The 26,013-nt window shown below is 46.4% G+C and carries 22 protein-coding genes; 10 read left to right on the top strand and 12 right to left on the bottom strand.

Features of this window, described 5'->3' with window-relative positions:
- Positions 1-222 precede the first annotated feature (222 nt).
- Positions 223-1,083 (bottom strand): hypothetical protein, encoded by an 861-nt coding sequence (locus CMO31_06155; GenBank protein MAZ53581.1) that lies wholly within the window; start codon positions 1,081-1,083, stop codon positions 223-225.
- Between the two features lie 166 nt (positions 1,084-1,249).
- Here CMO31_06155 and CMO31_06150 point away from each other — a divergent pair, with 166 nt between their 5' ends.
- Complete coding sequence (locus CMO31_06150; protein ID MAZ53580.1) at positions 1,250-1,924, top strand: hypothetical protein; 675 nt, start codon at positions 1,250-1,252, stop codon at positions 1,922-1,924.
- A 79-nt stretch (positions 1,925-2,003) separates the two neighbouring features.
- On the opposite strand, the gene CMO31_06145 is transcribed toward CMO31_06150, so the two are convergent.
- A complete protein-coding gene (locus CMO31_06145) occupies positions 2,004-2,936 on the bottom strand; it encodes a hypothetical protein (protein ID MAZ53579.1) in 933 nt (310 codons plus the stop codon).
- 220 nt (positions 2,937-3,156) lie between these two features.
- On the opposite strand from CMO31_06145, the gene rbsK reads away from it, so the two are divergent.
- Complete coding sequence (rbsK, locus tag CMO31_06140) at positions 3,157-4,098, top strand: ribokinase (GenBank protein ID MAZ53578.1); 942 nt, start codon at positions 3,157-3,159, stop codon at positions 4,096-4,098.
- Between the two features lie 49 nt (positions 4,099-4,147).
- On the opposite strand, the gene CMO31_06135 is transcribed toward rbsK, so the two are convergent.
- Complete coding sequence (locus tag CMO31_06135; protein ID MAZ53577.1) at positions 4,148-5,311, bottom strand: hypothetical protein; 1,164 nt, start codon at positions 5,309-5,311, stop codon at positions 4,148-4,150.
- A gap of 111 nt (positions 5,312-5,422) precedes the next feature.
- Between CMO31_06135 and CMO31_06130 the strand changes: the two genes are divergently transcribed.
- Genes CMO31_06130 through CMO31_06115 form a run of 4 tightly spaced genes read left to right on the top strand, consistent with a single transcriptional unit; the run spans position 5,423 to position 10,407 of the window.
- The gene (locus CMO31_06130) at positions 5,423-8,080 is read left to right on the top strand and encodes an alanine--tRNA ligase (protein ID MAZ53576.1); all 2,658 of its coding nucleotides are present in this window, start codon (positions 5,423-5,425) and stop codon (positions 8,078-8,080) included.
- 22 nt (positions 8,081-8,102) lie between these two features.
- Positions 8,103-8,912, top strand: a complete 810-nt coding sequence (locus CMO31_06125) for a hypothetical protein (GenBank protein MAZ53575.1) — start codon at positions 8,103-8,105, stop codon at positions 8,910-8,912.
- Positions 8,909-9,337 carry a Holliday junction resolvase RuvX gene (locus CMO31_06120; GenBank protein ID MAZ53574.1) on the top strand — a complete coding sequence of 143 codons (429 nt, stop codon included), beginning with the start codon at positions 8,909-8,911 and terminating at the stop codon, positions 9,335-9,337. Before CMO31_06125 ends, CMO31_06120 begins: the two co-directional genes overlap by 4 nt.
- Positions 9,334-10,407: a 4-amino-4-deoxychorismate lyase gene (locus CMO31_06115; protein MAZ53573.1), complete on the top strand. Its 1,074-nt coding sequence runs from the start codon at positions 9,334-9,336 to the stop codon at positions 10,405-10,407. The genes CMO31_06120 and CMO31_06115 overlap by 4 nt, the downstream gene beginning before the upstream one ends.
- Before the next feature lie 50 nt (positions 10,408-10,457).
- Here CMO31_06115 and CMO31_06110 read toward each other — a convergent pair whose 3' ends face one another.
- The 4 genes from CMO31_06110 to CMO31_06095 form a co-directional block, all read right to left on the bottom strand.
- Complete coding sequence (locus CMO31_06110) at positions 10,458-11,006, bottom strand: dCTP deaminase (GenBank protein ID MAZ53572.1); 549 nt, start codon at positions 11,004-11,006, stop codon at positions 10,458-10,460.
- Positions 11,007-11,330: 324 nt separating this feature from the next.
- Entirely contained in the window at positions 11,331-12,635 is a 1,305-nt protein-coding gene (locus CMO31_06105; protein ID MAZ53571.1) for a hypothetical protein, read from the bottom strand.
- Positions 12,636-12,692: 57 nt separating this feature from the next.
- Positions 12,693-13,361, bottom strand: coding sequence for a DNA-binding response regulator (locus CMO31_06100; GenBank protein MAZ53570.1), 669 nt, complete (start codon positions 13,359-13,361; stop codon positions 12,693-12,695).
- A gap of 5 nt (positions 13,362-13,366) precedes the next feature.
- Positions 13,367-13,753, bottom strand: coding sequence for a hypothetical protein (locus CMO31_06095; protein ID MAZ53569.1), 387 nt, complete (start codon positions 13,751-13,753; stop codon positions 13,367-13,369).
- Positions 13,754-14,190: 437 nt separating this feature from the next.
- Here CMO31_06095 and truB point away from each other — a divergent pair, with 437 nt between their 5' ends.
- Positions 14,191-15,132 (top strand): tRNA pseudouridine(55) synthase TruB, encoded by a 942-nt coding sequence (truB, locus tag CMO31_06090; GenBank protein ID MAZ53568.1) that lies wholly within the window; start codon positions 14,191-14,193, stop codon positions 15,130-15,132.
- A gap of 295 nt (positions 15,133-15,427) precedes the next feature.
- Here truB and ruvA read toward each other — a convergent pair whose 3' ends face one another.
- The 3 genes from ruvA to CMO31_06075 form a co-directional block, all read right to left on the bottom strand.
- Positions 15,428-16,021 carry a Holliday junction branch migration protein RuvA gene (ruvA, locus tag CMO31_06085; protein MAZ53567.1) on the bottom strand — a complete coding sequence of 198 codons (594 nt, stop codon included), beginning with the start codon at positions 16,019-16,021 and terminating at the stop codon, positions 15,428-15,430.
- Between the two features lie 321 nt (positions 16,022-16,342).
- Positions 16,343-17,314 (bottom strand): sugar ABC transporter permease, encoded by a 972-nt coding sequence (locus CMO31_06080; protein ID MAZ53566.1) that lies wholly within the window; start codon positions 17,312-17,314, stop codon positions 16,343-16,345.
- The gene (locus CMO31_06075) at positions 17,268-19,472 is read right to left on the bottom strand and encodes a hypothetical protein (protein ID MAZ53565.1); all 2,205 of its coding nucleotides are present in this window, start codon (positions 19,470-19,472) and stop codon (positions 17,268-17,270) included. The genes CMO31_06080 and CMO31_06075 overlap by 47 nt, the downstream gene beginning before the upstream one ends.
- Before the next feature lie 322 nt (positions 19,473-19,794).
- On the opposite strand from CMO31_06075, the gene CMO31_06070 reads away from it, so the two are divergent.
- Positions 19,795-20,724: a hypothetical protein gene (locus tag CMO31_06070; protein ID MAZ53564.1), complete on the top strand. Its 930-nt coding sequence runs from the start codon at positions 19,795-19,797 to the stop codon at positions 20,722-20,724.
- A gap of 222 nt (positions 20,725-20,946) precedes the next feature.
- Positions 20,947-21,852 (top strand): hypothetical protein, encoded by a 906-nt coding sequence (locus CMO31_06065; protein MAZ53563.1) that lies wholly within the window; start codon positions 20,947-20,949, stop codon positions 21,850-21,852.
- 13 nt (positions 21,853-21,865) lie between these two features.
- On the opposite strand, the gene CMO31_06060 is transcribed toward CMO31_06065, so the two are convergent.
- The gene (locus CMO31_06060) at positions 21,866-22,705 is read right to left on the bottom strand and encodes a hypothetical protein (GenBank protein ID MAZ53562.1); all 840 of its coding nucleotides are present in this window, start codon (positions 22,703-22,705) and stop codon (positions 21,866-21,868) included.
- A 39-nt stretch (positions 22,706-22,744) separates the two neighbouring features.
- The gene (locus tag CMO31_06055) at positions 22,745-23,383 is read right to left on the bottom strand and encodes a ribonuclease HII (protein MAZ53561.1); all 639 of its coding nucleotides are present in this window, start codon (positions 23,381-23,383) and stop codon (positions 22,745-22,747) included.
- 155 nt (positions 23,384-23,538) lie between these two features.
- Between CMO31_06055 and CMO31_06050 the strand changes: the two genes are divergently transcribed.
- Positions 23,539-25,944, top strand: coding sequence for a hypothetical protein (locus CMO31_06050; protein ID MAZ53560.1), 2,406 nt, complete (start codon positions 23,539-23,541; stop codon positions 25,942-25,944).
- Positions 25,945-26,013: the final 69 nt, after the last annotated feature.

The following is a 26,013-nucleotide window of genomic DNA, read 5'->3' as shown; positions in this document are numbered from 1 at the left end:
TATCCTCATGGAAGTCGCTGTTGCAGACGGTAGTGCTGCTGATATATTTTATGTGCAGACTACCGAAACAGCTGATGATGCCTTCATTTATATGCAAGGTGGTTTCGATGACCCCAGGGTAGCAACTGTACAAATCAATGGCATGATTAATATTGCTTTTGTTTACACTGACTGAGCACCATCAACAGGCACTAGGGGAATGTCAAGAAAAAAGGTTAGTCGTCAATCCTCTTGAAGGAACCACTCGTCACTAGGGTCAGATACTGAAGTCCAACTCCACGAATCGTCATACCAAAGGTCACGCACGTAACTCCACCCCTTCGGTGCGTCAATGTCAAATACCTGAGTAAACCCTTCATTATCGGTACAACTTCCCTTAATCTTGGTGTCCTGATAGAAATAGACTAACGTTGTTGTGTCCACGTCTGTTCCGTGGACAAGCTTCCAATGTTTGGGGGTAAGGGTCAATATGTCATCCGAGTATAGTCCCCGTTCTAGAAAAAACTCCAAATTTACAGCGTAAAAACTACCTACCGTAGAGGGGTCAATCAAAACGTTAGAACAATCCTGATCAAGATTTACAAAATCTTCAAGACGCCAGCCGAAGGCTGCTAGGGGCGTCGGAAGAAAAATGCTGAGGTCACCAGTCTTAGATAAGGTGCCCAAGATTGGCAAAAATTCATACTCTTCGCTATATGCCTCATCATAATTAAGGGCAATAAGTGTGAGGCTTAAATCAGGATTATAGTCAGCAGTTAGTTCCTGCAGGGTCCCCGTATTATCAAAATAAACATCAAATACAAGCTCATGTTCCTCTAATTGCTGTTGTGGGACGAAGCCAGAAACGTGGTAACCGTCACGAAAGAGCTGGTGGTTTAGCTCAATTGTAGACATGCGCTCTTCCTTAAAACTCTGCGGGACTCTAGCTGTGACCTCACGAGCAACGTACTCCTTCAGGCGTTCTAGTCCTTCTTGGAAGTCAGCCTCGAGCGGGTCCCAACCTGTCTTACCATCACCCTCCATTAAATAGAAACCAACACCAATAAACAAAACACCAACAAAGGCAGCTAGTAAAGTTCGCATGGTTCTACTTATCATCAACAGGCACTAGAAGAATGTCAAGAAATTTGAAAGTCACTAGTGGAGTTATAATTTTCGTTACTGAATACTTCTAGCGTCACATCGTTTCTGAATCCGACTGAAGTTAGGCTCAAGAAAGAGAGGGCATATCGTGTTTAAGTCAATTAGGATGTTATGCGTTTTTGCCTTGTGCCTTGCGGCTGTACTGGTGTTGGCTGCATGCAGTCAGGATTCTGGTGGTTCGAAAACCCACTACATCCCTTCGGACGCCCTAACGACAGAAGGGGACGATGGACTTTCAATTTTTTGGGATGTAAGTCATTGGGCGAGCCAAATCGTTTATGAGGAGACTTATCTTGATGGTATGCCGGTTGGGGCGACAATTGTAGGAATGAGAATTAGGCTTGGCGACAACGGCTTGGGTGGCGGGTCGCAGGATGCTTTTGTTGCTGACACAATTGAGAAGTTTGAGGTTCGACTCAGTTCATCCGAAAATGGACCGGGTACTCTTAGTGATATTTTTGCAGACAATCGGGGTTCAGACGAAGTAATTGTGATTCCTGAAACAAGCTGGGAAATCGCTGCTGACGATTACGAAAATTGTGATGGTATTTGCGAGTTTGGGCCGTTAATTAGCTTTGCTAACCCGTTCGTTTACGCGGGTGGTGACCTTCTAATGGAAGTTGCTCAGAATGGAGGGACGAATGTTAGGTATGCGGATGCAGAGACTCAAGTGGACACCGTTCATGTTTACCTTGACCTCTCAGCAGATTGGGATGCAGCGAGGTCTGGGCACTTCAGTACAACCGTATTGCCTTACATTGCTTTTGTCTACACTGACTGAGCACCCTCAACAAGCACTAGAAGAATGTCAAGAAAAAAAGGGTTAGTCGTCAAGCCTCAGGCCTAAGGTTCTTTTGTGGTCACCATTCCATCGAGTCAATAACTCTAATGTCGATACTAGCGAAATTAGGGTTAGCATCGAAAACTTGGGAGAACGCCCTACTTCCTCCCGCCCTAATGTTCGATAAGTTACCAACAAGAAAATCAGCAGAGTCTATAAGACGGCCGTTCGCATCACGCAGAATTATTTCTATCTTGACGTCCATCCCTATGGAGTTATTGTTCTTAATCTCCCCATAAATCTCGATGTCTCCCCAGTCAGTCTCTCTTTTATCAACGCTAAGGAAACTAAACCCAAGGGCATTCTCTATCTGTACTGAACCTCGAGTACTAGTAGCACTAGGAAAGGGGGTGCTCGTAGTAGAACTACCTCCTAAGCATTCAGAGCCAAATTGTTCCTTGAGTAGTGGAACCACTTGACTAAGGTCTGCCGTTGCGCGACGGACCTTACCGTTGTCGCTATGAAACTCAACCCCAAATACTTGGCCTCTCAAATTAAGAAAACTGTTTGTATAGGTAGCAAGTGGAAGGCTGAGCACGACTGCTTCTCTACCAGTTTTGTTTTTGCTAATCTCACTAGAGATGACCATCCCATCGTGGTTTTTGCTTTGGCTTGTAAACGTCTCGCCAAGTGGAGTTAGTACCACCTTCATACCGTCAGCGGGGTCAACAAATTCTCCACCACCGTAACCTCCCCAAACCGGTGGTCCGCCAGTTGTTTTGTCTAAATGAATGTAAACCGTGACAGTAAAATCTCCAGGTACGAAACTAAACCCAGCAGAAAAGAGTGGTACCCGTCCCTTTCCGGGGTCCAAATTGAGCGCTTGGCGGCAAGAGTCATCGAACCAAAAAACCTCACTCAAATAATGGGGTCCACTTCGGAACCACTCGACATCCTGGGCGTAAGAGGTTACTAAGCCCGTTAGTAGTAAGACTGCCAGTAAGGCACGCATGGTTCTACTTATCATCAACAAGCACTAGAATAATGTCAAGAAAAAAGGGTTAGTCGTCAAGTCTCAGGCCTAAGGTTCTTTTGTGGTCACCATTCGTACGAGACAATAACTCTAATGTGGATACTAGCGAAATTAGGGTTAGCATCGAAAACTTAAGAGAATGCCCAACTTGGGTGACGTCCAATGCATGTGTGTTTTATTTACATGCAACACTATGGTCATGACTAATGACCAAAGCCGCGTCCTCGTGTTAGGTAGCCTCAATATGGATCTGGTGGTTCCGGTAGCAGCACAGCCCAGTCCTGGCGATACTGTTTTAGGTGCGGATGTTCAAACTTTTCCAGGTGGCAAAGGTGCTAATCAAGCCGCTGCCGCAGCTCTAGCTGGAGGCAATGTTTCTATGTTGGGTCGGGTCGGAAACGATGGCTACGGCGATGAACTGCGTGCTGCGTTGAATTCTGTTCAAGTAAATACTAATCGAGTCTTAAGTACTGTTGGTCCAAGTGGAATGGCTTTTATTACAGTCGACGACAACGGGGAGAACATGATTGTTGTGAGCTCCGGCGCGAATAGGAAGCTGGTTCCAACGGACTTACGAGAAGAGGACTTCGCTAATGTTTCAGTGTTACTCATGCAACTTGAGTTACCTCTGGACACAGTAACTCACGCAGCGGCTCTCGCTTGGGATCGTGATATTACGGTAATCCTTAACGCTGCTCCGGTGGCTCCTTTACCTCCGGAGCTTTTAAGCCACATCTCTATTTTAGTAGTAAACGAAGGCGAAGCCGGATCCCTTGCCGGCCTACCAGTAAATAACGTTACACAGGCTGAACAGGCCTCACAAAAACTCATCGATCAGGGGGTAGATTCCGTCATAGTGACCCTCGGAAGCGCAGGTGCCTATTGGCAATCCAACAATAATGGAGGTCTCATTAAACCGCATTCGGTAACCGCAATCGACACAACTGCTGCAGGCGATGCCTTCTGTGGAGCTCTCGCTGCTGAATTATCTCAAGGCAACAATCTCGAGGAAGGATTAACTTTTGCTAATGCAGCCGGGGCAATAACCGTAACCAAATTGGGAGCCCAACCCAGCCTCCCCACTAAGATAGAAATCGATAGCCTATTACTTACTGCCAACTCAAGCCCTCACACCAACTAGCCCTTGCATTAATCTTGATATATTCATTATTCTCGCGTTCCTGAACAGATCACCCCTTTATTTCTAACTTGCGGGGCGACCATCGTAGCCAAATAACAACCATAAGCAAAACACCTGTCAACAAGCCCAATGCAGTTGGGATGTCTTTAGTTGAACCGGTTTCAATAACAATGCCGATTAACGGAGAAATAATTATCGGGGCAATCATTGCAGTGGCTATCACGAGCGGGGTAAGCATCTCAGCCCTGCCTGGAAATACCTCTTCAAGCCAAACCAAAGCCGTAGGGAAAATAGGTGCCAAAGCAAAACCAACGAGAGCGTAAGCATATGGCGCCAATACAATGTATTGCGCAAAAAGAATAGCCAGAACACCTAATCCCGATGAAAAAAGCATAAGACGCCTTGTCGATACGAGCGCACTGATTGGTACGCAAACCAACCGCCCTACCGTAAGCGCTCCCCAGTACAAAGCAGTCAGAGCCGCAGCCCGGCCGGATCCAAATGACGGTTCTAAATGCACCGGCTCCCAACTACCTATCCCTACCTCGACCCCAACATAAAAAAAGAACAACAGGCAAAAAGCAAACATCCTGATCCAAGCCCCACCCAGCCCCCGTATCGGAGACGGGGCGGCTGGAGGTTCCCGTAATCGCCAGACGAACCATAACAGAGCTGCTCCCGCTACTGCGGTAAAAACAAATGCCGGACGGAAGCTCGGTAAAAACATCGCAACCAACAGTGGGCCCGCCACCGCACCCACCCCGAATGTAGTGTGTAGGAGATTCATAGCAGGTGCACCCCCATCTTCGAAAGACCGCACCACCAGTAGATTTACGCTGACATCCAGAAACCCCATTCCAAGACCGATTAAACCCGCGCCGAGTAAAACCATAGTCCAATCGAAACCCAAACCAACTACAGTCGCACCGATCACCAACAGACTTGCCGCAATAATCATCGGACGGCGATATCCAAAATGGGAAACTATCAGGCCACTACAAACTATTGCTGTAAATGCGCCGAGGAAATGGGCACTCACCACAAGTCCAGCAGCACTTTGACCTATCCCAAAACTATCCTGAAATGCCAACAAAGCTGGCCCGTATATAGAAAGAGTTACTCCAACTAAACCAAACGTAAGAAATCCGATGCCAATGACACGCTGCTTCCCTGCACCTTGAAACACACCTTGCAGCGACATGAGTGACATCATATAGGCCGTGAAGCTTCAACACGACATATTACATAGTTACCCGAAACAACATACCTTCTGTATAATCACTTCTCAGTGCACTGGAGGCCTACATTGAATACTGATTGGGATCTGGACAAGTTGAGACTAAGCTATTTGAATTTCTTTGAGGCTAAGTCGCACCTAGTTTATCCTAGCGCCTCGCTAAAGGCGGATGATCCAACTCTGATGTTTACCAGTGCGGGTATGGTCCAGTTCAAACCTTATTTCTTAGGAGCTACCCCCAAGTTCGCTAATTTCGAAGGTACTCACCACCGGGTAGTAACAGCACAAAAGTGTCTCCGTATAGGTGATATTGAAAATGTTGGTAGGACATTGCGCCACCACTCATTTTTCGAAATGCTAGGTAATTTTTCTTTTGGTGATTACTTCAAAAAGGAAGCTGCCGCTTGGAGCTGGGAGTACCTTACATCAGCTGATTGGATGAACCTAGATCCAAAGCGACTTCATGTGACTATTTTCCTAGATGACGACGAAGCTTATGAAATTTGGACTGACCACGTCGGTATACCTCCTGATCATATTTCCCGTTGGGGTGAGGATGAGAACTTTTGGCCGGCTAGCGCCATTACTAAGGGGCCGAATGGGCCTTGTGGGCCTTGCTCAGAAATCTTTTTTGACCGGGGTCCAGAATTTGGAACTCCGGATGAAACTGGCCCCAACACAGGTAGTGGCGACCGGTATATAGAAATCTGGAATCTCGTCTTCACTCAATTCGATCGCCAAGATAATGGGGAACTCAAGCCTCTTCCCCAGCAGAACATTGATACAGGACTAGGCTTTGAACGTCTAGCCGCTGTCATGACCGGCGCCGAAGATGCTTATGCAACCAACCTGTTCCAACCGACAATCAAGGTCCTAGAAAAATATTCTGGGATTTCTTACCAGGGGAAAACAAGTGTTTCGCACAGAGTGATAGCTGATCATGTACGTGCAGTTACCTGCGCCGTAGCCGACGGGGTACTACCCACAAACGACGGTCCTGGTTACGTTATAAAAATGCTAATCCGTCGGGCATCTCGGCACGCATGGCTATTAGGCATTCGTAAACCTATTCTTCATGCTCTAGTCGAATGCGCAGTCGAAGCCATGAGCACCGCTTACCCAGACTTAATTCACGCACAGGAACGAGTACAAGGTATTGTCCATACCGAGGAAAAACAATTCCTGCGTACGCTCGAATCCGGTATTTTACGGGTTGAGGACATCCTAACAAACCTTCCAGATTCAATACTACCTGGGGAAACCGCCTTTGATCTTTGGCAAACTTACGGATTTCCCTTGGACATTACAAGAGAAATGGCGGCCGAGCGGAACATTACCGTTGACGCTGAAGGCTATGAAGTAGCCCGTAATGTCGCCCGGAAGGTCGCGCAACAAAATACGGTTGACCAAAACCTTTTTTCTGAACTCCGAGATGATTTAGGTGCAGTTGCCAAAAAGTACGGTGAAACAACCTTCACAGGTTACGAAAATATGGAACAAACCGATGCAAAAGTTATAGCTCTCCTTTCCGAGGATAAGGCAACGACCGAACTAACAGTTGGACAGAAGGGACATATAGTAATTGAAAGCAGCCCCTTTTACCCTAGAGGCGGTGGTCAAATCGGAGATCGGGGGATCCTCGAGTGGGAAGACGGGCAGGCTAAAATCCTTGAAACCACGAAAACCAATCACGGCCTAATTCTTCACCACGCTACGATTACCCAAGGAACGCTACAGGTGAATAACGATGTCTTAGCGATCCCAGATCCCATCCGCAATAACACGAGTAAGAATCACACAGCTACACACCTACTACACGCTGCCCTACGAACAATTTTAGGGACTCACGTAGCGCAATCCGGCTCTCTGGTAGAGCCTGAAAGACTCCGGTTTGACTTCTCTCATTCTAAAGCCCTGGACCCAAAAGAGCTTGAAAGCATAGAAACCCTAGTCAATTCCTGGATCCAAGGAAACTACGAAATTAAAACCAGCTTCGTCCCTATAAACGAGGCACGTGAATCAGGAGCTATGATGCTCTTTGGTGAAAAATACGGAGAGATTGTCCGTATAGTCGAAGTACATGCAGAAACGAACAAAATTCCTATTTCGATAGAACTATGCGCCGGTACACACGTAAAGCTCACAGGATCTATAGGTCCATTCCTAATTACTGAAGAAGAGGCTGTTTCCGCTGGCGTTAGACGTATTACTGCTGTCACCGGAATGAGCGCCATTAGCGACATCAGTAAACTCAAGGGTTACATAACTCGCCTACAAGATCACTTCGGTGCTCATCGGTCTGAGATAGAAACTAGGGTAATTAGTCTCAGTAGCGACCTCAAGGACACACAACGAGAAGTTAGAGATTTGCGTGAAAAATTAGCTGCAGCACAGACTAAAGAAGCAACCGATCATGAAACTCAAGAAGCCGGCGGCTTCAAATACGCAAGTGCGGTTCTCAAAGATCTCGATGCTAACTCACTTAGAACTGCTGCTGATAACCTCCTTGAAAACTCAGCAGTTGACCTAGTAGTTCTAGGAAGCGGGGCTCTTATGGTGGTTAAATTAACAAGTGACGCCCAAAAACGTGGCCTTCACGCAGGCACCTTGATCCAAACATTAGTAGCTCGAGCAGGTGGCAGTGGCGGTGGCCGCCCCGACATCGCTCAGGCAGGTGTCAAAAATCCTGATCACATTAAATTATGTCTTGACGCCATCCCTGAAATCCTAGAATCTTCTGAATAACGCCGAAAGATTTTTCTCTCTGATGACTACTCTACCCAGATTAATAGCATTTGATTTGGACGGAACACTCCTTACCAGCCAAAAACGTGTAACTGACCGAACCGTTTCCGCCATAAGAGAATTGAGTATCAGAGGCGTAAGAATCATTCTTTGCACGGGTCGACCACCCAGAAATACGCGTTCCTTTATGAACCAACTGGAGATTAATACTGCGATCGTGTACAACGGAGCTGGTTTATATGGCTACCGTAATAACGTAACAACTCATGTGCAAACTCTCTCAAAAACAACGGCACAAGTAATACTTAAAAAAATGCGTGAAACCTTCTCAGATATCCAAGTTGGCCTAGAAACCTTAGAAGGTTGGTATCTCGACCAAAATTTCTTTGATTTCCGCCAGCAAATACGAGAAGAGCCTGACCAGATCCCACCGAATGGAGTAGGTCGCGTTGAAAGATTTCTTGAGGGACAAAGCGCAATCAAACTACTCTTTAGACACCCTCACAAATCAGCCCTGGAATTATCGCGATCTTTGTCAAAGCAAAGTATTTACCAAACATGGAGCGCTAGTTCGGTGTTAGAAGTGATGCATCCACAGGTCAACAAAGGTAACGCCCTTTGCCGGCTAGCTAAAAAACTAGGAATTGAACGGGAAGAGACAGCAGCTTTCGGTGACCAGCATAACGACCGGGAAATGCTCCTGTGGGCAGGAACGAGTGTAGCTCCCGCAAACGCTTCTCCACAAATCCGTGCCATCTCTAATGTTCTCACGACCTCCAACGACGAAGACGGTATCGCCAGAGTGTTGGAGAATTGGTTGGGTAAATCATGAGCATAATGCGGGGAATACTTGCCCTAGATGTTGGAGAAGCCCGGATAGGCGTCGCGGTAAGCCCACCTGGAACCTCCTTCGTTTTCGGAAGGGAAACAATTTTGCGAAGCAATTTATCTACCGACTTGCAAAAAATATATGACCTCGCTGACATAGAAAAGGCTACATTGATAGTAGTAGGTCTACCCGTTAGAACCGATGGAAAAGAGTCATTGCAAGCAAAACGTATATGCTCCTTTACGGAAGCCATAAAACAGCACGGTCTCGAGGTGACTTTCGAAGATGAGCGTTATACCAGTAAGTTAGCCTCTCGTCATATAGCAAGGCACAATCCAAACAAAAGCATCAAACGTAATAAGGGTCTTATAGATAAGATTTCCGCTGTCTTAATCCTAGAATCATTCATAGAGCGGACCAAGCTATGACCCCTTCAGCAAATTCAAGTCACCCAATTGCCTATTCTGACCTAATTGTTGGCACGAAATTTTTGTTTTGCGCCCTATTCTTATTTTTATCAGGCATAGCTCTGGGACTCACGCACTTACTAAGCCCGGTAACACCTAATAGCAATAATGTTATTCAATTCGAAGTTCTAAACGGTTGGGGTGCTTCGCACACTTCAAGACAGTTAGAGACCGCAGGGCTCGTGCGCAACGGGAAACTATTTAGCATTATGCTGCGCATCCGAAATTTAGATACTAAAATAGGAGCGGGCCTTTACGAACTTCACCAAGGCATGAGTGCTCATCAAATAAGCAACAAGTTGATGGCAGGTGGAAAACCACGAACGATAAGGGTCCTATTGCCGGAAGGACTTCGTGACAATGAAGTAGCCGAAACTCTAGCTGCTTCAGGCCTCGGAAACCAGGAAGAGTTTTTCTTAATGATTAGAGAACCTAGAAATTTTCGGAAGGCTTACATCCCAGAAAACCTTGGACTGGAAGGTTTTCTCTTCCCAGCCAGTTACGAGATACCAGTTAAAAGTACCCCAGAGGAAGTCTTAGGATTTCTACTTAACCGCTTTGATCAAGAAATTACGCCTGATGTCGCATCACTATTGTTAGAACGTAACCTTTCAATTATTGAATGGGTAATCTTGGCTAGTATTGTGCAGACTGAAGCTGGAAACGATGACGAGATGAAAATTATTGCTGGCGTATTCCTAAATCGCCTGGACCAAGGAATGCCTTTGCAGTCAGATCCCACAGTTGCTTACGGCCTTAACAAACAACTTCCAGCGTTAGATATAAGGGCGGGAGATTTTGAGCAAGATCATGAGTGGAATACATACACACGAAGCGGTTTACCATCAACTCCCATTAGCAACCCTGGCCAAGTTGCCCTTCTTGCAGTACTATCGCCCCAACGACTGGACTCTAACGGTCTCCCATACTTTTACTTTTTACACGGGTTCGACGGAGATAAGCGCGTTTTCCGTCCTAATGTAAATCTTGCTAATCATAATCGCGACAGAAACAAGTACTTACAACAGTAATATCTCTTCTCGCAGGTAACAAATTATCGTACCGATTCACTAAAGATATTTCATAGGCGAGGAAGGGTAACCCCAGTCTGTCCCTGATACTTGCCTTTACGATCACCGTAGGTTACCTCTGGCCTCTCCCCTTGAAAAAATAATAATTGAACTATTCCTTCATTGGCATATACCTTCGCCGGTAGTGGAGTCGTGTTAGATAGCTCCAGAGTTACATGACCCTCCCAACCAGGCTCTAGGGGCGTCACGTTGGCCACAATTCCACACCGGGCGTACGAACTCTTACCTAGCGCTACAACCATCACATTATCTGGAATCCTAAGGTACTCGACAGAGCGGGTAAGAACGAAAGAGTTAGGGGGAATGATACATTCTTCGTCGGATAGCTCAATGAGGCTATCAGTATCGAATTTTTTTGGATCTACAACCGTATTAAAGGCGTTCACAAAAATAGCCCACTCAGGAGCCGCCCGAAGATCATACCCAAAGCTCGATAACCCGTAACTAATGACGCCTTCCCGAACCAAGTTTTCTTCGAAAGGTTCGATCATGCCCTCCAGGGCCCTTTCGCGAATCCACCAATCTGGTCTAATGCTCATGGGCGGTAGTTTACCAGTCAACCGGTATGCCTTAGAAGTACCTCTTCTATTAAGAGTCCTTTCATGTTGCCATTTTGTTTCCTCTCAGCATTGCTTTTCGGCACCTTGGAATACAAACAATGACTCTTGAAAATATTTCCGTGTGACGCAAACGGCTTTAATCGCGGAGCGAACATATCCACGGAACGTCTGCGAGCAATTATGGTGACACGAACTTATCTTTTTGGGCTCGTATTCGAAATGTACCCACAACCGTTAGTTCCATTTTTTAGAAATATAAGGTATTAACCAAATTTACGATTGTGCAGAAATTTCGATCCTTTTTTAACTTCCTCTACTTACGGCCGTTAGGAATACGGAAAATATTGTCTCCCCCGCTCGGCTTTTCACTTTAATTTCCGCACCGTGCTGCTTAGCAATCTGTTGGGCAATAGCCAGTCCTAACCCAACGCCACCACCGGCTCCTTTGTAAAACTTCTTGAAAATATAAGGTTGAATCTCTTCTGGAATTCCAGGACCATCATCACAAACTCTTAAAATAACCTTGTCCTCATCGGTTTGTAGGTGTAATACAACCCGAGTGGGATCTCCCACCGCTCTTAGCGCATTGGCTGCCAGATTTCTAATAAGTTGCCGAAGGCGATCTGCATCCCCGACCACACCGACTTCAGAATTACCAGTGACACGAAGACCCGGAAATTCCGCCGCTACTGGTTGTAGAATATCCTGCAACGGCTGAACAAAAGAAGGTGCGTTACCTTGAAGCAATTCTCCCCTGGATAGCTCTAGTAAATCTTCCACCAGACGTGCCATCCCATCAGCTATCCGGCTCGCATCGCGAAGATCATTTTCTTGTTCGGAATTTGAATGACGTAAAGCACGAACTAAAAACCCTTTAAGGCTTGTAAGGGGGGTCCTCAATTCATGGCTAGTCTCAGCAAGAAATTCTCTTTGGCCATCAATCGAAACCTTAAGCCGAGCAATAAGTGCATTTAATACCTGGCTTAATTCCCCAACTTCGTCATCTGGCCCTTCATACCCGACAGGAGCTAACCGCATAGGCCCCATTTTGGCTGCTACCCTAGCCAAGCTAGTGATCGGTTTAATCGCTAGACCAGCCACCCAGTATCCAATCACGCCGCTCAAAACCACAAGTGACAACGCTGTAAAAAGTAGTACTAGTCCAATTCGCCTAATTACATTGCCGATATAAGACATATCACTAATCACGGCAACAACCCCCATGTCGAATGGGGCAAGAGCAACTTGGACGCGGGTCCCTTCGATCTTCCCTTGCCAGTCCTGGGCCTGAATCATCGCAGCCAGTACGATCTCTCGTGGAAGAGCAGCAGTTGAACGCTCAAAAGCTGGGCTGGAACCAACGAAAAGAGTACCTACCGAATCGTAAAGTTGGACTGCGACTCTCCCTGTTGGTCCCGTGAGGTATTCCTCCGTCTCCTTGTTTCCCGCATACACTTCAACTACTTTCTTAACATCACGCCTAAGAGCCCTCTGTTCATCGCCGCGCAAAACCGAACTAACTATCCAGAATGACGACAAGGAGGCCAACACGCTTAAAACCGCTATCGTGAAACTTCCGAGAATAGCCACCCGCCACCTCAAAGGCATTCCCGACCTTATTAGCCTTCTTCGGCTGCTGACAGCTTCAGTCCCGGAAACTGCTTATCAACCCTTAACCGCGTAACCAATTCCACGGACAGTACGTATCACACCAAAGCCACCTGCTTGACGAAGCTTTCCCCTAATGTTGGCAATGTGCACATCCACCACATTACTTGATTGCGGCAACTCAGGTCCCCAAACATTCTTCTCTATCTCCTCCCGACTGTAAACACGACCCGGTTTACTACAGAGATAAGTTATTAATTGGAACTCTCTAGGCGATAACCTAACTTCCTTAGAACCGCAAAATACCTGCCGACTTATTTCATCTACCGACAGATCGCCAAGCTTTTTCACACTCGTGTTTGTCCGTTTCCGAAGTTGCACGTTTACACGGGCAACAAGTTCGCTTATGTGAAAGGGTTTAGCCAAGTAGTCGTCGGCTCCATGATTAAGCATTTCTACTTTAGTGCCGAGGTCATGTGCAGCAGTAAGGATAATGATGGGAATTTCACTAGTGCTGCGGACCCGCCGTGCGATTTCCGCTCCACTCAGATCAGGCAACCCAAGGTCTAGGATAACTAAATCTGGTTGCTCTTCCCGAATCGCTAAAAGGCCACGAATTCCTGTTTCAAAAGTATCAACGTGAAACCCGCTTTCCTCTAATTCTAATTTCAGAAGTCGGCTAATATCTTGGTCATCCTCCACAATGATAATTTTGCGCCTGTCAATGGGTATCACGGACTTTCTCTCGCACTAAACGTCATACTTATGCCGAATTGTTTTTGAAGCCATGCGCCAAAATCTACAGCGCCGTGGCCCTCTTTTACGATGACTAAAATACTTCTTCCGTCAGCGTCCACTATCCCAGTTAAGGCGCTACCAAGAACACCCGTCTCTCCCCCAGATTGTTTGTCTTGTTCCATTGAAAATATCAGGAGCCTAAGTTGTTGTCCAGGAGGGAGCCTCCCAAACATCTCTAGGCGTCTTTCTACGACCCGACCAGTAGCATATACACGCAACAGATCTACGGATACGAGACGTACCTCACTCCCAGATTCAATTGTTACGGGAAGAATGGGAGCCTGACCTAACAAAAGCACTAGCCCGATAGGGATTAACATCGTAGTCTACTTACCTGGCAGAAATCTTGTTGCCTCATTAGGGTATGGTAACAACCATCCCTTAATTGTTTGTAACTAAACATTAAGATAATCTTCATAGTGTTGTTGTCTACTTTTGGTTGGGACAATTGGTCAACAACCTTTACTTAAACTTAAATTTCTTAGCCTCATTATTTGTTTTAAGGGCCTTTTGTCGAAGCCCAAGAAATCAATCGACTGGGTTGGAAAGAACAATCTCGTTGAACAAAAAGTACAACCCCACACTATTTAAACCTAATTATCTAATCCATTATCGTATTGACAACGTACCAACCGACTTCGCTTCAGCGAACCGATTCCAACCAAATATCCACCAAGTTTTTTCCAGTGCGCAAAAAACGGCGAACCTTTTTCCAAAAACTGTATTAAAACTCAATACAATCATAGAATAAGTCATCATGTCGGTTTTTGTATTAAATAAACCGTTGGGTTTGACGTCGAGGAAAACAGTAAACTTGGGAAGCCAAGCTTTAGCCGTAAAAAAGGTAGGGCACGCTGGAACTCTGGATCCTCTTGCAACTGGCGTCCTAATCCTCCTTGCGGGACAAGCTACCAAGCTATCGCCTTTCCTCAGCCTTACTACGAAGCGTTATTTAGCTAGCGTAGCTTTCGGGGCTAGCACATTGACTCTCGACGCCGAGGGACCCATATTAGATAGGGCTAGCGCAGAACACATCACCACCGACGCCATAAAAGACTCACTGGGATACTTCCTTTCTCTAGAACACCAGGTGCCCCCACAATTTTCAGCGATAAAACAGAAAGGGGTACCCAGTTACCGGTCAGCCCGCAAAGGCCAAACAATCAATCATGCTCCCCGGCCAGCTCAATACCACACCATCACGTTGATTGGCTTCTATAGTGGTCACTCAGTTCTGCCTAAATTTTTCTCACCCGATCAAAATGGTCATTGGCGTCCGGCCGATCATGGATTTGCGTTTAATACAGCTAAATCGCTCGGGAATTTCCCGACAGCTATATTCGATTTAGAAGTCAGCGCTGGAACCTATGCAAGGGGCTTTGCTCGTGATCTCGGCTCTATTCTAAAAATACCTTCCCACCTAAGTGGCCTGCTCCGCACTCAGGCCGGACACTTCACGCTAACACAGGCTGTATCACCGCTAAATCTAAAATCAGACCAGGGCTTAAGTTTAGTTAATGCTCTTCCATATCCAGTGGTCCAGTTAGAAGAAGATGAAACGTTACGCGTACTAAAGGGACAACGACTGCCTCTGCAAAAGAATGAGCGTCACAGCTTAATTAGCCCAAATGGACATTTGGTTGCTGTGGCAGAACCTTCAAACGGACGCATGCGGTTGCTAAGGGTTTTCTCGGGTTAGATCACGATCTAGTGGTTCTTAGACTTTGAAGCACTTTTGTGTTTTATTCTTCATCGCAATCTTTAAAAATCAAAGTTTTGTTAGCCCTATAAGGGCAGTGTTTGTCCCATATGCCAGGTTTTTCGGTAGTAGCCTAGGATTCACCACGGAATTACAACCAATCGATTCGGCCTATGTGAACATTAGGTCCCAACCCGATAAAAATTACTAACCTTTACGAAAAATACCGAATACTTCGCACTCCGTAACAGGAACGCCAAAAACCTGTTCCACTACGAATTTCCTAATTCGTCCTCTAGCGGAGTTTGCCCAAGCTTTTTCTAATAAGACCTTCGGCTGATTCTTGTGGCTTAGTGATTGCCAACTCAGCGACAACCGCCTTAACGTTAGCCTCTCTATATCCCAAAGCAACTAGAGCTTCGATAGCATCCACGCTGGCCTGACTGCGTACGGTTCCGCTCGGTTTTTGATCCTTACTTTTGAGTGGGAATTCAGCAACCTTATGCTCTAATTCCAACACAATACGCTCAGCCGTTCTTTTCCCAATACCAGGGGCGCTGGAGAGGAGCTCAGAGTCTTTCTGAAGGATAGCAGTCCCGATTACATTTGCCTCGAGGGTAGACAGCATAGCAAGCCCCAGTTTAGGGCCAACTCCAGACACGCTAATTAATTGTTTAAACATATTGAGCAAAACATTATCAGGAAACCCATAGAGCGTCCAACCATCATCACGGACTACCAAATGTGTATAGAGACGGACCAAACTACCCAACCGAAGACCGATAAGGATCGTTTTCGGCACATATACCTCTAAGCCTATAGGCCCAACCTCAACAACAACGCTCTCATCTGACAGCTCCGAAACGGTACCTTCAACAAATTTTATCAAGCTACCTCCTTAAATATTCTTCCGAGTAGCGCAGTTTGATAAATATACCCTCTCACGAACCAGATCGCAGGCTGGCCTACGGCCAAAAGAGATTTCGCAGGAGAAAAAGTGCATCACGCTCTATACCAAACAGCCCGATTACGTTAAATCAAATAATCGATTCTAAGCTAGATGGGCTGCGAACCTTTTTCCTTACTTGTGCATTGCCCCCAAGACCCCAAACTTTCTCGTTTGAACAAGGTATATAACACCTGGCGATACTTTTTAAACAGCATGGCCGATACCCCAGTGGCAAAAAGGCCAGAAAAGTATCAAAGTAGCCTACTTCTCGAAAGGCTTTCCGATAGCTTTAGGGGCTATGGCCCGTCCGACGAAACCAGCTAAGACAAGCATGGTGAGCACAAATGGGATAGCTTGGACTATAGTAGGTGGAAGAAGTTGCGTACCACCCAACAACGTAGCTGCCGCCTCAAAAGCCCCAAAAAGAAGCGTTGCGCCAAGAACACCCCACGGATTCCATTTGCCAAAAATTAGTGCGGCCAGCGCAATAAACCCTCTCCCTCCAGCCATCTCCCGAATAAACTGATTAAGATTTCCTATAGACAAGAAGGCACCAGCTAGACCTGCTAAAACACCCGAAAGTATCACAGCGTAATATCTGATTTGGCGTACGTCAATCCCAACAGAATCTGCTGCTTCAGGATGCTCTCCCACAGATCGTAATCTTAGGCCAAAGGGGGTACGGAAGATTACATACCAGGTTATTGGTACCAACAAAAAAGCCAAATAAACAAGGGGACTTAAGGTAAAATCACCGAAACCCCACTCAGGTAACCGATTCCGAAGCGGTTCACTAGTCGAGGAATTATCGTAAAGCCCAGTCAGTATAAGTCTAGGTATTCCGATTGCCATAAGGTTTATTGCAGTGGCTGTAATTATTTGGTCAGCGTTATACCGGATTGATATAACTGCATGTATCCACCCGACTAAGGCCCCCGCTGCTGCAGCCGCTAAAACGCCAGCTACTGGAGCCAGAGGCACGAAGGCATTAGGGTTGTCTACCAAAAACGGGGCCTCAATCAACTGAGCAGTTATTGCGGCGCTTAGAGCCCCAAAAAGCATAATGCCCTCAAGGGCAATGTTCACCACACCCGACCGCTCGCTAAACATCCCACCGAGCGCAGCTAGGAGAAGGGGCGTTGTAGCTCTAAGGGTAGAACCTATTAAAGTAACTAGTAGGATTGCGTCAAGACTCACCAGATGACCTCTCCTGATATGATTTTCGTCCCGCATTCCCTAGACTGGAAGATCTCTGAACCAACCCTTTGCTAGCCTTGCGAAGAAGAAATCCTTTGGCAGCAATAAACAGCACTACCAAGGCAAGAATCATGCTGACAACATCTCTAGTCAACCCTGGGAAAGTAATGTTTAGAACTGAACCACCGTTCTTTAATACCCCGAACAAAAAAGCTGACAAAACTATACCTAGGGGGGAATTGCCGCCCAATAGGGCTACCGCAATTCCATCGAAACCATCGCCGGTAGGCAAAGCTTGTCGCAAAGAAAAATCATTTAAGGCGCCACCCAAAACATAATGACAGGCGGTAAGACCAGCGAACGCGCCACTCACCGTCATGGCTAGTATAGTATTCCTAGAAATGCTAACACCACCGTATTCTGCGGCCTCAGGAGAAACCCCTACAGCTCTAAGTTCGTATCCCCACTTTGTTCGCCACAGGACGTACTGCATCAAAACCGCAGATGCTATAGCGATAAGAAAGGCAGCGTTAAGATTTGTTGGAGGTATAGCAATGCTGGCTTTCGTAAGTCCAAATGCCGCGCTCACACCAAAACTCAACACTCCAGCGAAACAAGATATAGCGAACCGAAACAACCAAGGCATACGAGTAGCCATCTTCGTGATAATTAAAAGGATTACTAGTCCTACCACTATCCCAATAACTAAGGCACCATTGATCTTTACCTCATTAACACCCGGAGTTTCTCGCACATCAATCCCAAAAAACTCAGGTAACTGGGGCAACCTTGCGGCTTCCCTAACCTCCTGCGACTTAGGTTCTGACCCCGCAACCTTAAACGGTAGGTTGAGAACAACTACCTGATCACCAACCCGTGGTAACCCAACCAAAACCGTGCCAATCAAAACCGTAACACCTACTAATCCTAGTATTGCCCGCGGAGCTTTCTTAAAAACCTTCCGGATGATGGGGATAATTGCTAACGCGAGAATAAATAACCCTGCCAGCGCAAAGAAAACGATAATCCGGAGAGCGGAAGCCGCAAAGGAGGGACTCGAAGACAAAATAAATAGCAAAAATGCCGCCGCGACAAGATTCAGGAGAATAGTATTGATAACTTCGCTAGCTCCAAATCGAGCTTTAAGCCAGCCGGGTAGAGCTCCCCACAGTCCACCTCCAACTGCGGCTGCTATGACGGTTGCAGGAAGAATTAAAATCTTTGGTCCAGGTAAATACACACCTATCAACATTGCAAAAATAGCCCCAATAATCATCTGACCGGGAGCACCAATATTGAATAGGCCGGCTTGAAAGCCAAAGGCTACTGCCAGGCCTGTAAAAATCAGAGGAGTAGAAAACTTCAGCGCTTCCATGAAGCCAGAAAGTGTCCCTAACGAGTCTGAGAACAGCGTTAGATAGGCATGCCATAACGTGTCTATCCGTCCCACCAAATACATATAGGGACTCGAAATTTCAACACTGCGACCTATAGGGGTTGGCTGTAGCAGCAACACCACAATAGCAGCTACAACCAAAGCTAATAGTATGGACATAGTTGGGACAGCTGTAATTGTTATAATTCTATCAATTACACCGCTAATCTGAGAAGAAAGTCTCAAACTAAGGAATACCGAAACGCTCCCAGCTAAGAACATGAGAAAAGCAGATAGGCCCATCCCTCCGTTTTTGTACGGAAGCCGACGAACATTCAGACCAGCCTCTTTAGCTTCTGCAAGGGAATATTTTAGGGGTACAGAATAAGCACGATCGGCTATTTCTCGTAAACGCAATATATCAGTAGTACCTTTAGGATTTTTAATCCGATCTTCAACTACCTCAACGAAAGCTCCCATCCGGGCTTCCGTTACAGCTTGACTAAAAAGATTCAGACCCCATGCGTTAAGGCCAATCGTAGCAACCCCGAATCCAAGCCATAGAAATTGCCGGGTCCTACCAACCAGAACTGTACTCCCAGCAAGGCCTATTAAACAGATTGATCCTAGTATCAATAGAGGCACCTGACCAGGGACGTCAACTGGTTCTGTGCGCCCAGTGAAGTCAATCGAACGGTTAGTTAAGAGCACCACAGCGCTTCTAGCTCCTGTCTCGCGGTTAGTGGCCGCCCACGGGGCAACCCACAATCCCAGGAAAGCAATACCCGCAAGAACAAGAACTACTAACCGCTCATTCACTCAAATCACGCCTCCATACCTGACTGGAGCGATTGTGACACATTGATCCCTTCATCCGTTAGACAAAAGGCAGTTAATAACTGAAATACAAATTATTTCGGCCAAAGGAATGACAACGATTTAAGAGTTTACTTATTAACTTAGCCCTCTATTTTTAACTCCTTTCGCAACAAGGTGAACTCCCTTGATACCCATTTAATAGTGTTTTATGGCAACCGCTTGATGGTTCTAACCGTCGTTGGGATAAGTTTGCAAAGATCCCAACGGTACAATTTTCATGCAACCGGCCACCCCCACTGCCTGTATGGGCCAAAATAGAAACATGAGAGTTCTCGCCTTACTACTTTTGGCGGGTTCAACTTATGCACAAACACTAGTCTTGAACCTTAATTCAGAGGCTCAAGCCTTGGGCTTCTCTGTGCAGATGAAAGATGTTTCAGTTGAAAGGACCAAGCTGAACTTTGGTGTTTCCCTAGCACCAACACCACAGGTTCGAGCAGCATTTCGTAATTCACGTAGCTTTGGACCCATTGGGAATCTACAGCTTTCGGGTTCAGCCTCTGTTAGCAACCATGGTGAGTATTTTGTCGACCTTTCCGGACAGGCAGCGTTCGGGTCAATCGCAGGTAAGGTCACAATAGCCGTCGGAAATACGACCTTGAGGCCCTTCTCCCCTGAAACACGGTTTCCCTTGGAACCACCAGCTTCAGGATTTTTAACAGCACATTGGCAACAAGTCAGTTTTAAATTAGATTATCGACCGTCCCGCGTTATTCTCCTAAATCTTTCTCCTTCTGTTTTTCGAACTACTAGTAATTTCGGGGGTTTTATCAGAACAGAGGCACATTTTTACCGAGCCCTCGGAAACCATAACCTAGAATTCGAAGCTGAAGGGCTTACCAATCATCCACAAAAAAACGACTATTTCAATTTAGGGGCTACGTTCGTATCATCGCCGCGTCATTATCCCAGCTGGCAACTAGCGTTTACAGCTGGCGGTAATAGTGATGGTTTAATACTTGGTACCCGTTTGAAAGGAACTCACTACTTACGAAACCAGACCGAGATCGTCGTTTCATTTTCATCAGAACCTTACAAAGATGATTCGGAGAAGTATCGCTTATCAACTGAATTAATTTTACCTTTTAACGAGCCCGGTTTTTCCTTACAATTAGGCTCCGGACTGACTAAAATGGAGGTAGAAACTGTTTTACATACTGGTATTAAGTTAATAATTGATCTGAAGCCTTAATCACCAAAACTAAGTAACCTCAAAGGAGGATGGAAATTATATGATGTCTTGTTTCAGTTTTATGGAGCGGCCCCTAAACCGCCTAGCTATGGGATCTCTCAAAACTATTGTGGGAATAAAACATTTTTAACTATGAATCCTTCTACTCAAACACCTAACACTAGCCCAGCACTTGAGGGCCGTTTCCAGGCACTACCTACGTGTCAAGTTTGTAGATTTTAGATGGCACTTCCCTCTCTCTTGGGACATGAGGAGGCCCAAGATCTTGTCAGAAACTTTCGTGGTCACGCCCTCCTATTAACAGGTCCTGAAGGTGTAGGAAGACGCGCCTTGGCTCACTGGTATAACGCATATCTTAATTGCGAAAAACCAAAGGATTCGGACCCATGTGGAACATGCAAAAGTTGTGCTACGCCTCCCGACAAACACCCTGATTATCGGGAATTATTCCCCCAAACCTCTACTACCTCAGGTAAAAGATCCCGAAATCCCGAAATCCGCATTGGGGAACTAGTTGTACGGCAGGGCAATGCCGACCAGCCTTTGGTGTCGTGGCTAGAACAAAGACCTATATATAAACGTAGAGTGGGGGTAATAGATGGAGCTCAACACCTCACTCGGAGTGCAGCTAATTCTTTCCTCAAGACGCTCGAGGCGCCCCCTAACTACGCCACAATAATACTCATTGCCCCAAGCAAATCCGCAGTGTTGCCCACGGTGACCTCCCGATGCACCCAGATACGCTTGGGTCCTGTTGACACATCTGATTTCTCAGATTTAGATTTTTTACCCGCTTACCGGCTAGGCCAAATCGGTCCACTCTTAAGGGCCCGTTCAAACCTACAATCCGCCAAAGAATTAGCTGAAACTGTTTCGGCTTTGGCAGCTTCGCTTGAGAGGAATTTAAGTAATAGTTTTGAGATTGCGGAAAGACTGGAAAACCATTGGTTGGTTTCCAATATAGATATATTCACCACTCTGCGTGAACATTTCCGGTTGTTACCACCAACATTATATTACAAAGCATCCAACGCCATAGATAGATGTGAAACCCGCCTGAAGCACTACGGCTCAGCCTCTTTAGCATTTGTAGAATTGATCCTTAATTTAAGGAAGATAACCCGCTAAAGATTACTATTAACTACCCTTTTTGTGACGATGCCACTTCAATATTCTTTCGATTACCCTGACTTGTAATACGTTCTACTTCTTCCGCTGGATACTGCACCGTACCACCCTCATCCTTTCGCATTTCTACAGTACCTTTCAAAGGATTTAAGTTAATTATACGGCCGCAGGTGCCACTTTCTTTATGACATGCTCGACCACCTTTTTTAGGCATTCCTTTTAGGAGGCTCTTATACTGTTCGTGTTCGTATTGAAGGCAACATTTGAGCCGCCCACACGGCCCAGTAATCTTGTCCGGATTGAGAGGTAACTGTTGGTCACGCGCCATACGTATTCCAACAGGCTTAAACTCCTGCAACCACGTCGAACTACACGACCCATCACCACAGGCTCCCAGGGTACCCATTATTCGCGCCTGATCCCGTGGGCCTATATTCAAGAACTCTGTCCGTGCTGACGTATGTGCCTTCAATAATCTTGCTAAGCCCTGTAGCGAAGCATTACGTTCACTAGAGTAATTGACGATCAGTAATTTCTCGTCCAATGTGAACTCTAAGGAAACAATTTTTAATTTAAGCCCTTGCTCTCTGGCTCGAGCCCGAACGAGCCATTTGAGATCGTCAGCTTTAGCGATGAGATGTCGATAGCGTTCGATATCCTCACGTAACGCCGAGCGAATTACGCGCCCATTAGCCTGCGAATGGCTGTTAGCTTCAGTACGAACACGTCCAATTTCTACTCCTCGTCGGGTTTTAACTATACAAAGACTGCCAAGATCCGGAACCTCCGGCGACACCTCCATGTAATGGATCTTCGGTCCATTATCAAACTTTATTCCTACACACTCAGGCACATTTGCCACCAAAGCCCTTCAAAGCCCAATGTTACACCGTCAGTCATGGTAATGCGAGACTCTGTTTGCCTCGAGTACCGGTTTGAATGAATGGCGATGAAAAGAGGTAGGACCATGCTTACGAATAGCCTTAAGGTGCTCCGCGGTTCCATAACCCATATTGCTTTCAAGAAAATATCCCGGATATGCCCGAGCCAACCTAACCAATAGCCTGTCACGATAGGTTTTCGCTAGAATACTCGCGGCCGCCACTTGAATACTAATGCTATCTGCTCTGGGAGGCGAAAGCACCGGGACGGTGGAAGGAAGAAAGAGATAATCAGTAATCAAGCCACCTGGGGAAACTACTAACCGCGACACAGCCCGTTCGGCAGCAAGATGGGTAGCTCCCAAAATATTAAGACGGTCTATGTCCCGTGGCTCAACCACCCCAATACCCCAAGCTAGAGCTTCCTCAATAATACGCTTTTCCCACTCATAGCGCTGCTTGCCAGAAACCTCCTTCGAATCTCTGTACGGATAATTTCCGTAAGGGAGCATGACTGCAGCGACCACAACTGGACCTCCCAGGGCGCCCCGGCCGGCCTCGTCAATTCCCACTAACGGGGTACTTCCGAGAGACCATAACTTCCGCTCTAACGACCATTTAGCGTTTGAGTTAGGACCGTTTCTTTTCATACCAAGATGAGATCTAACTGATACCTATCACCGGTTAACATCTTCTTATAAACCTTTAATCTCCAAGTTACCACTACACACCTAAGCTTAGCTTTATTTCTAAGTTAGCCTTAAGGCGCGAGTGAATAATTTTTGTCAGCCTGATAGGCTGGTTTGTGTTTGGTTTTAATTTCGGCTTTACCTTTGCTTGGGCCTTATTACTTTTACCTTTGGTCCTATTCCTTCCTCGAGCGAGTGGCACCAGGACCTTGCGCTGTCTCACTCTTGCGGTACTCATCATCGCATTGGCCCAACCTGAATTTAAGGCACCTGAAGAGAGCGTTGCCCTACTGATTGATGTCTCTGATAGTGTTGAGAGCCGAGCTAAGCTTACGGCATTGGATCTTGACTTTTCGACGACTAAAGTTGATTTCGAAGTATATTTCTTTGCTGAGAGCGCGACGCGCATATCAAATCCTACTTCAAACGTTCCGGGATTCCTAGAGACAAACAAGACGGACCTTGCTCGTGCCCTTCATGTAGCCGGTTCATCAAGGGCCCAACGTATATTATTAATCTCCGACGGTACAGAAAGTACTGGTAATGCCTTGGAGGCCCTTCCAGACTTTCCTGTAGATGTCTTTCCTATAGAGCCCCTACCGAATGCTCGAATGGTCAAATTGCTTGGCCCGAACCAGGCAAATCCCGGTGAAACAGTAGAAATTGTTGCAGTTATTGAAACGGATCAGGAAGCCAACATTATTTTGCGTCCAGAAGCAAACAACGAATCCTTGAAAACTATTCAACTAGGCATCCCCAAAGGCCTTAGCTCCGTCCCTTTCCAATATCAAATATCGGGGGACTCAGATGTCAGAATGAAAGTCGGATTCGAGATAGCCTTTACACAACCAACTGCCGACGACAATTTAGAGATAACAATCGCCCTAGAAGACCAGGATCCGGTTTTAGTAATTGGCGATCCAGCAACAGCTCTTTTGCTCAAACGACAAGGCTTTAAAATCCATGAAGGAACTGTGGCAGATGTCGAAATTCCATTCCTATTCAGTAGCGTCATCCTACGAGAATCTGCCGGCACATTTACTCCTGGTCAGATGATTTTACTTAAGCGTTATGTCGAAGATGGCGGTGGATTGATGATGACGGGTGGGCCGGATAGTTTCGGTCTGGGCTCATGGTACAGGACTCCAATAGAGGAAGTTCTTCCTGTTAATACAGACCTCCGCACTGACACGGATCTTCCTCTCGTAGCCATGGTGATCATTCTTGACCGTTCGCAATCTATGGGTGCAGGTAAGCCAAGCAAAATCGATCTGGCTAAAGAGGGAGCGATAGGAGTAGTTGATCTTGCCTATCACGAAGACCTATTAGGCCTTGTTGCCTTCAGCGACGAGGCCCTTACTGATTGGGTTTTTGAACTCAGGCCAGCAACCGATCGAGGAAAATCGGAAATGCTAAACAGCATATTAGCAATCACAACGCGAGGAGGAACCATTCTCGGGCCTGCATATGCGAAAGGAGTGCGGGCCCTTTCGAATGCAAACGCTTCTCTAAAACATATTATTGTTCTTTCTGACGGCAATCTTTACGACGAACGATCTTCCCCTTCAGATGGTCCAGTGGAAACATTGAACCAAATGGCTGCTCAAGCACTGGTAGAAAAGATCACGACATCCACTATCGCGATTGGGGAGTCCGCTGATTTTGATGTTCTAGAGGCAATAGCTACCTCTGGCGGGGGTAGATACTACGAGACCTTGGATACAGGCACCCTCCCAAGGATATTCACTAATGAGGCCATTACCGCCACACGGTCACTTATTCGCGATGATCCCTTCCAACCCGTGACTCATCGCCACCCACTAGCAATCTTTGGCAGTTCTCCCCCGCCACCAGACGCTTATGTAGCCAGCACCCTCAAACCTGATTCAGAAATATTGATAGAGGCTCTGAACAACGAACCCCTACTGGCGGTTCGTCACCACGGCCTGGGACGCACCGCTGCATTAACCACAGACCTTAATCTTTGGGGCGGTAAATTCAGTAGATGGTCCCAGCTTCCAAATTCCTTAAGCGCAGTTGTTCGTTGGCTACAAACAACCCCAGAAGAGTTCACGGTCTACGCCTATCAAGAGAAAAATGAACTAAGAATAGTAGTAGATGCTGTTAGGAACGGTTCTTACGTAAATAATCGTAATTTAATAGTTCGATATCTAGGAGAAGAAAGACCCCTCGAACAGATTGGACCTGGTCGATACCAAGGCTCCGTTTCGGCATCAGAAACATCCGGCACATTACTTATAGCTGATAACAACGAGATCGTAGCTAGAACGCGGGTAAGCGCACCCCCAGGGGAATTTAACCGAAAAGGAGCGAGTGACCTGCTGACGCGAATAGCTACAAGAACTGGAGGAAACGTTTACGATGATTTGTCGAAATACTCCCCATCTTCGTCTTCGTCTTCAGTGCCTCTAAGGCCTTATTTAATCCTGACCAGCACAATCATATTTCTGGTGGAGTTAACTCTGCGCCGCTTTGGCTATATTGCTGCCGTCAACCAGTAAACAGTTTCGTTACGGCACCTCTCGATTGGCACAGCGGTCAATCCGGGGGGGGGGACAATGATACTCATC

Source organism: Trueperaceae bacterium, assembly GCA_002707365.1.
GTDB lineage: Bacteria > Deinococcota > Deinococci > Deinococcales > Trueperaceae > UBA6957.
Note: the sequence above shows the minus strand (reverse complement) of the source record. Positions and strands in the feature narration are given on the sequence as shown.

Excerpts from the sequence above, each read along its gene's own strand:
- CMO31_06155 (MAZ53581.1), bottom strand. The coding sequence starts at position 1,083 with ATGCGAACTTTACTAGCTGCCTTTGTTGGTGTTTTGTTTATTGGTGTT.
- CMO31_06150 (MAZ53580.1), top strand. The coding sequence starts at position 1,250 with ATGTTATGCGTTTTTGCCTTGTGCCTTGCGGCTGTACTGGTGTTGGCT.
- CMO31_06145 (MAZ53579.1), bottom strand. The coding sequence starts at position 2,936 with ATGCGTGCCTTACTGGCAGTCTTACTACTAACGGGCTTAGTAACCTCT.
- rbsK (MAZ53578.1), top strand. The coding sequence starts at position 3,157 with ATGACTAATGACCAAAGCCGCGTCCTCGTGTTAGGTAGCCTCAATATG.
- CMO31_06135 (MAZ53577.1), bottom strand. The coding sequence starts at position 5,311 with ATGATGTCACTCATGTCGCTGCAAGGTGTGTTTCAAGGTGCAGGGAAG.
- CMO31_06125 (MAZ53575.1), top strand. The coding sequence starts at position 8,103 with ATGACTACTCTACCCAGATTAATAGCATTTGATTTGGACGGAACACTC.
- CMO31_06120 (MAZ53574.1), top strand. The coding sequence starts at position 8,909 with ATGAGCATAATGCGGGGAATACTTGCCCTAGATGTTGGAGAAGCCCGG.
- CMO31_06115 (MAZ53573.1), top strand. The coding sequence starts at position 9,334 with ATGACCCCTTCAGCAAATTCAAGTCACCCAATTGCCTATTCTGACCTA.
- CMO31_06110 (MAZ53572.1), bottom strand. The coding sequence starts at position 11,006 with ATGAGCATTAGACCAGATTGGTGGATTCGCGAAAGGGCCCTGGAGGGC.
- CMO31_06105 (MAZ53571.1), bottom strand. The coding sequence starts at position 12,635 with ATGCCTTTGAGGTGGCGGGTGGCTATTCTCGGAAGTTTCACGATAGCG.
- CMO31_06095 (MAZ53569.1), bottom strand. The coding sequence starts at position 13,753 with ATGTTAATCCCTATCGGGCTAGTGCTTTTGTTAGGTCAGGCTCCCATT.
- truB (MAZ53568.1), top strand. The coding sequence starts at position 14,191 with ATGTCGGTTTTTGTATTAAATAAACCGTTGGGTTTGACGTCGAGGAAA.
- CMO31_06080 (MAZ53566.1), bottom strand. The coding sequence starts at position 17,314 with ATGCGGGACGAAAATCATATCAGGAGAGGTCATCTGGTGAGTCTTGAC.
- CMO31_06070 (MAZ53564.1), top strand. The coding sequence starts at position 19,795 with ATGAGAGTTCTCGCCTTACTACTTTTGGCGGGTTCAACTTATGCACAA.
- CMO31_06065 (MAZ53563.1), top strand. The coding sequence starts at position 20,947 with ATGGCACTTCCCTCTCTCTTGGGACATGAGGAGGCCCAAGATCTTGTC.
- CMO31_06055 (MAZ53561.1), bottom strand. The coding sequence starts at position 23,383 with ATGAAAAGAAACGGTCCTAACTCAAACGCTAAATGGTCGTTAGAGCGG.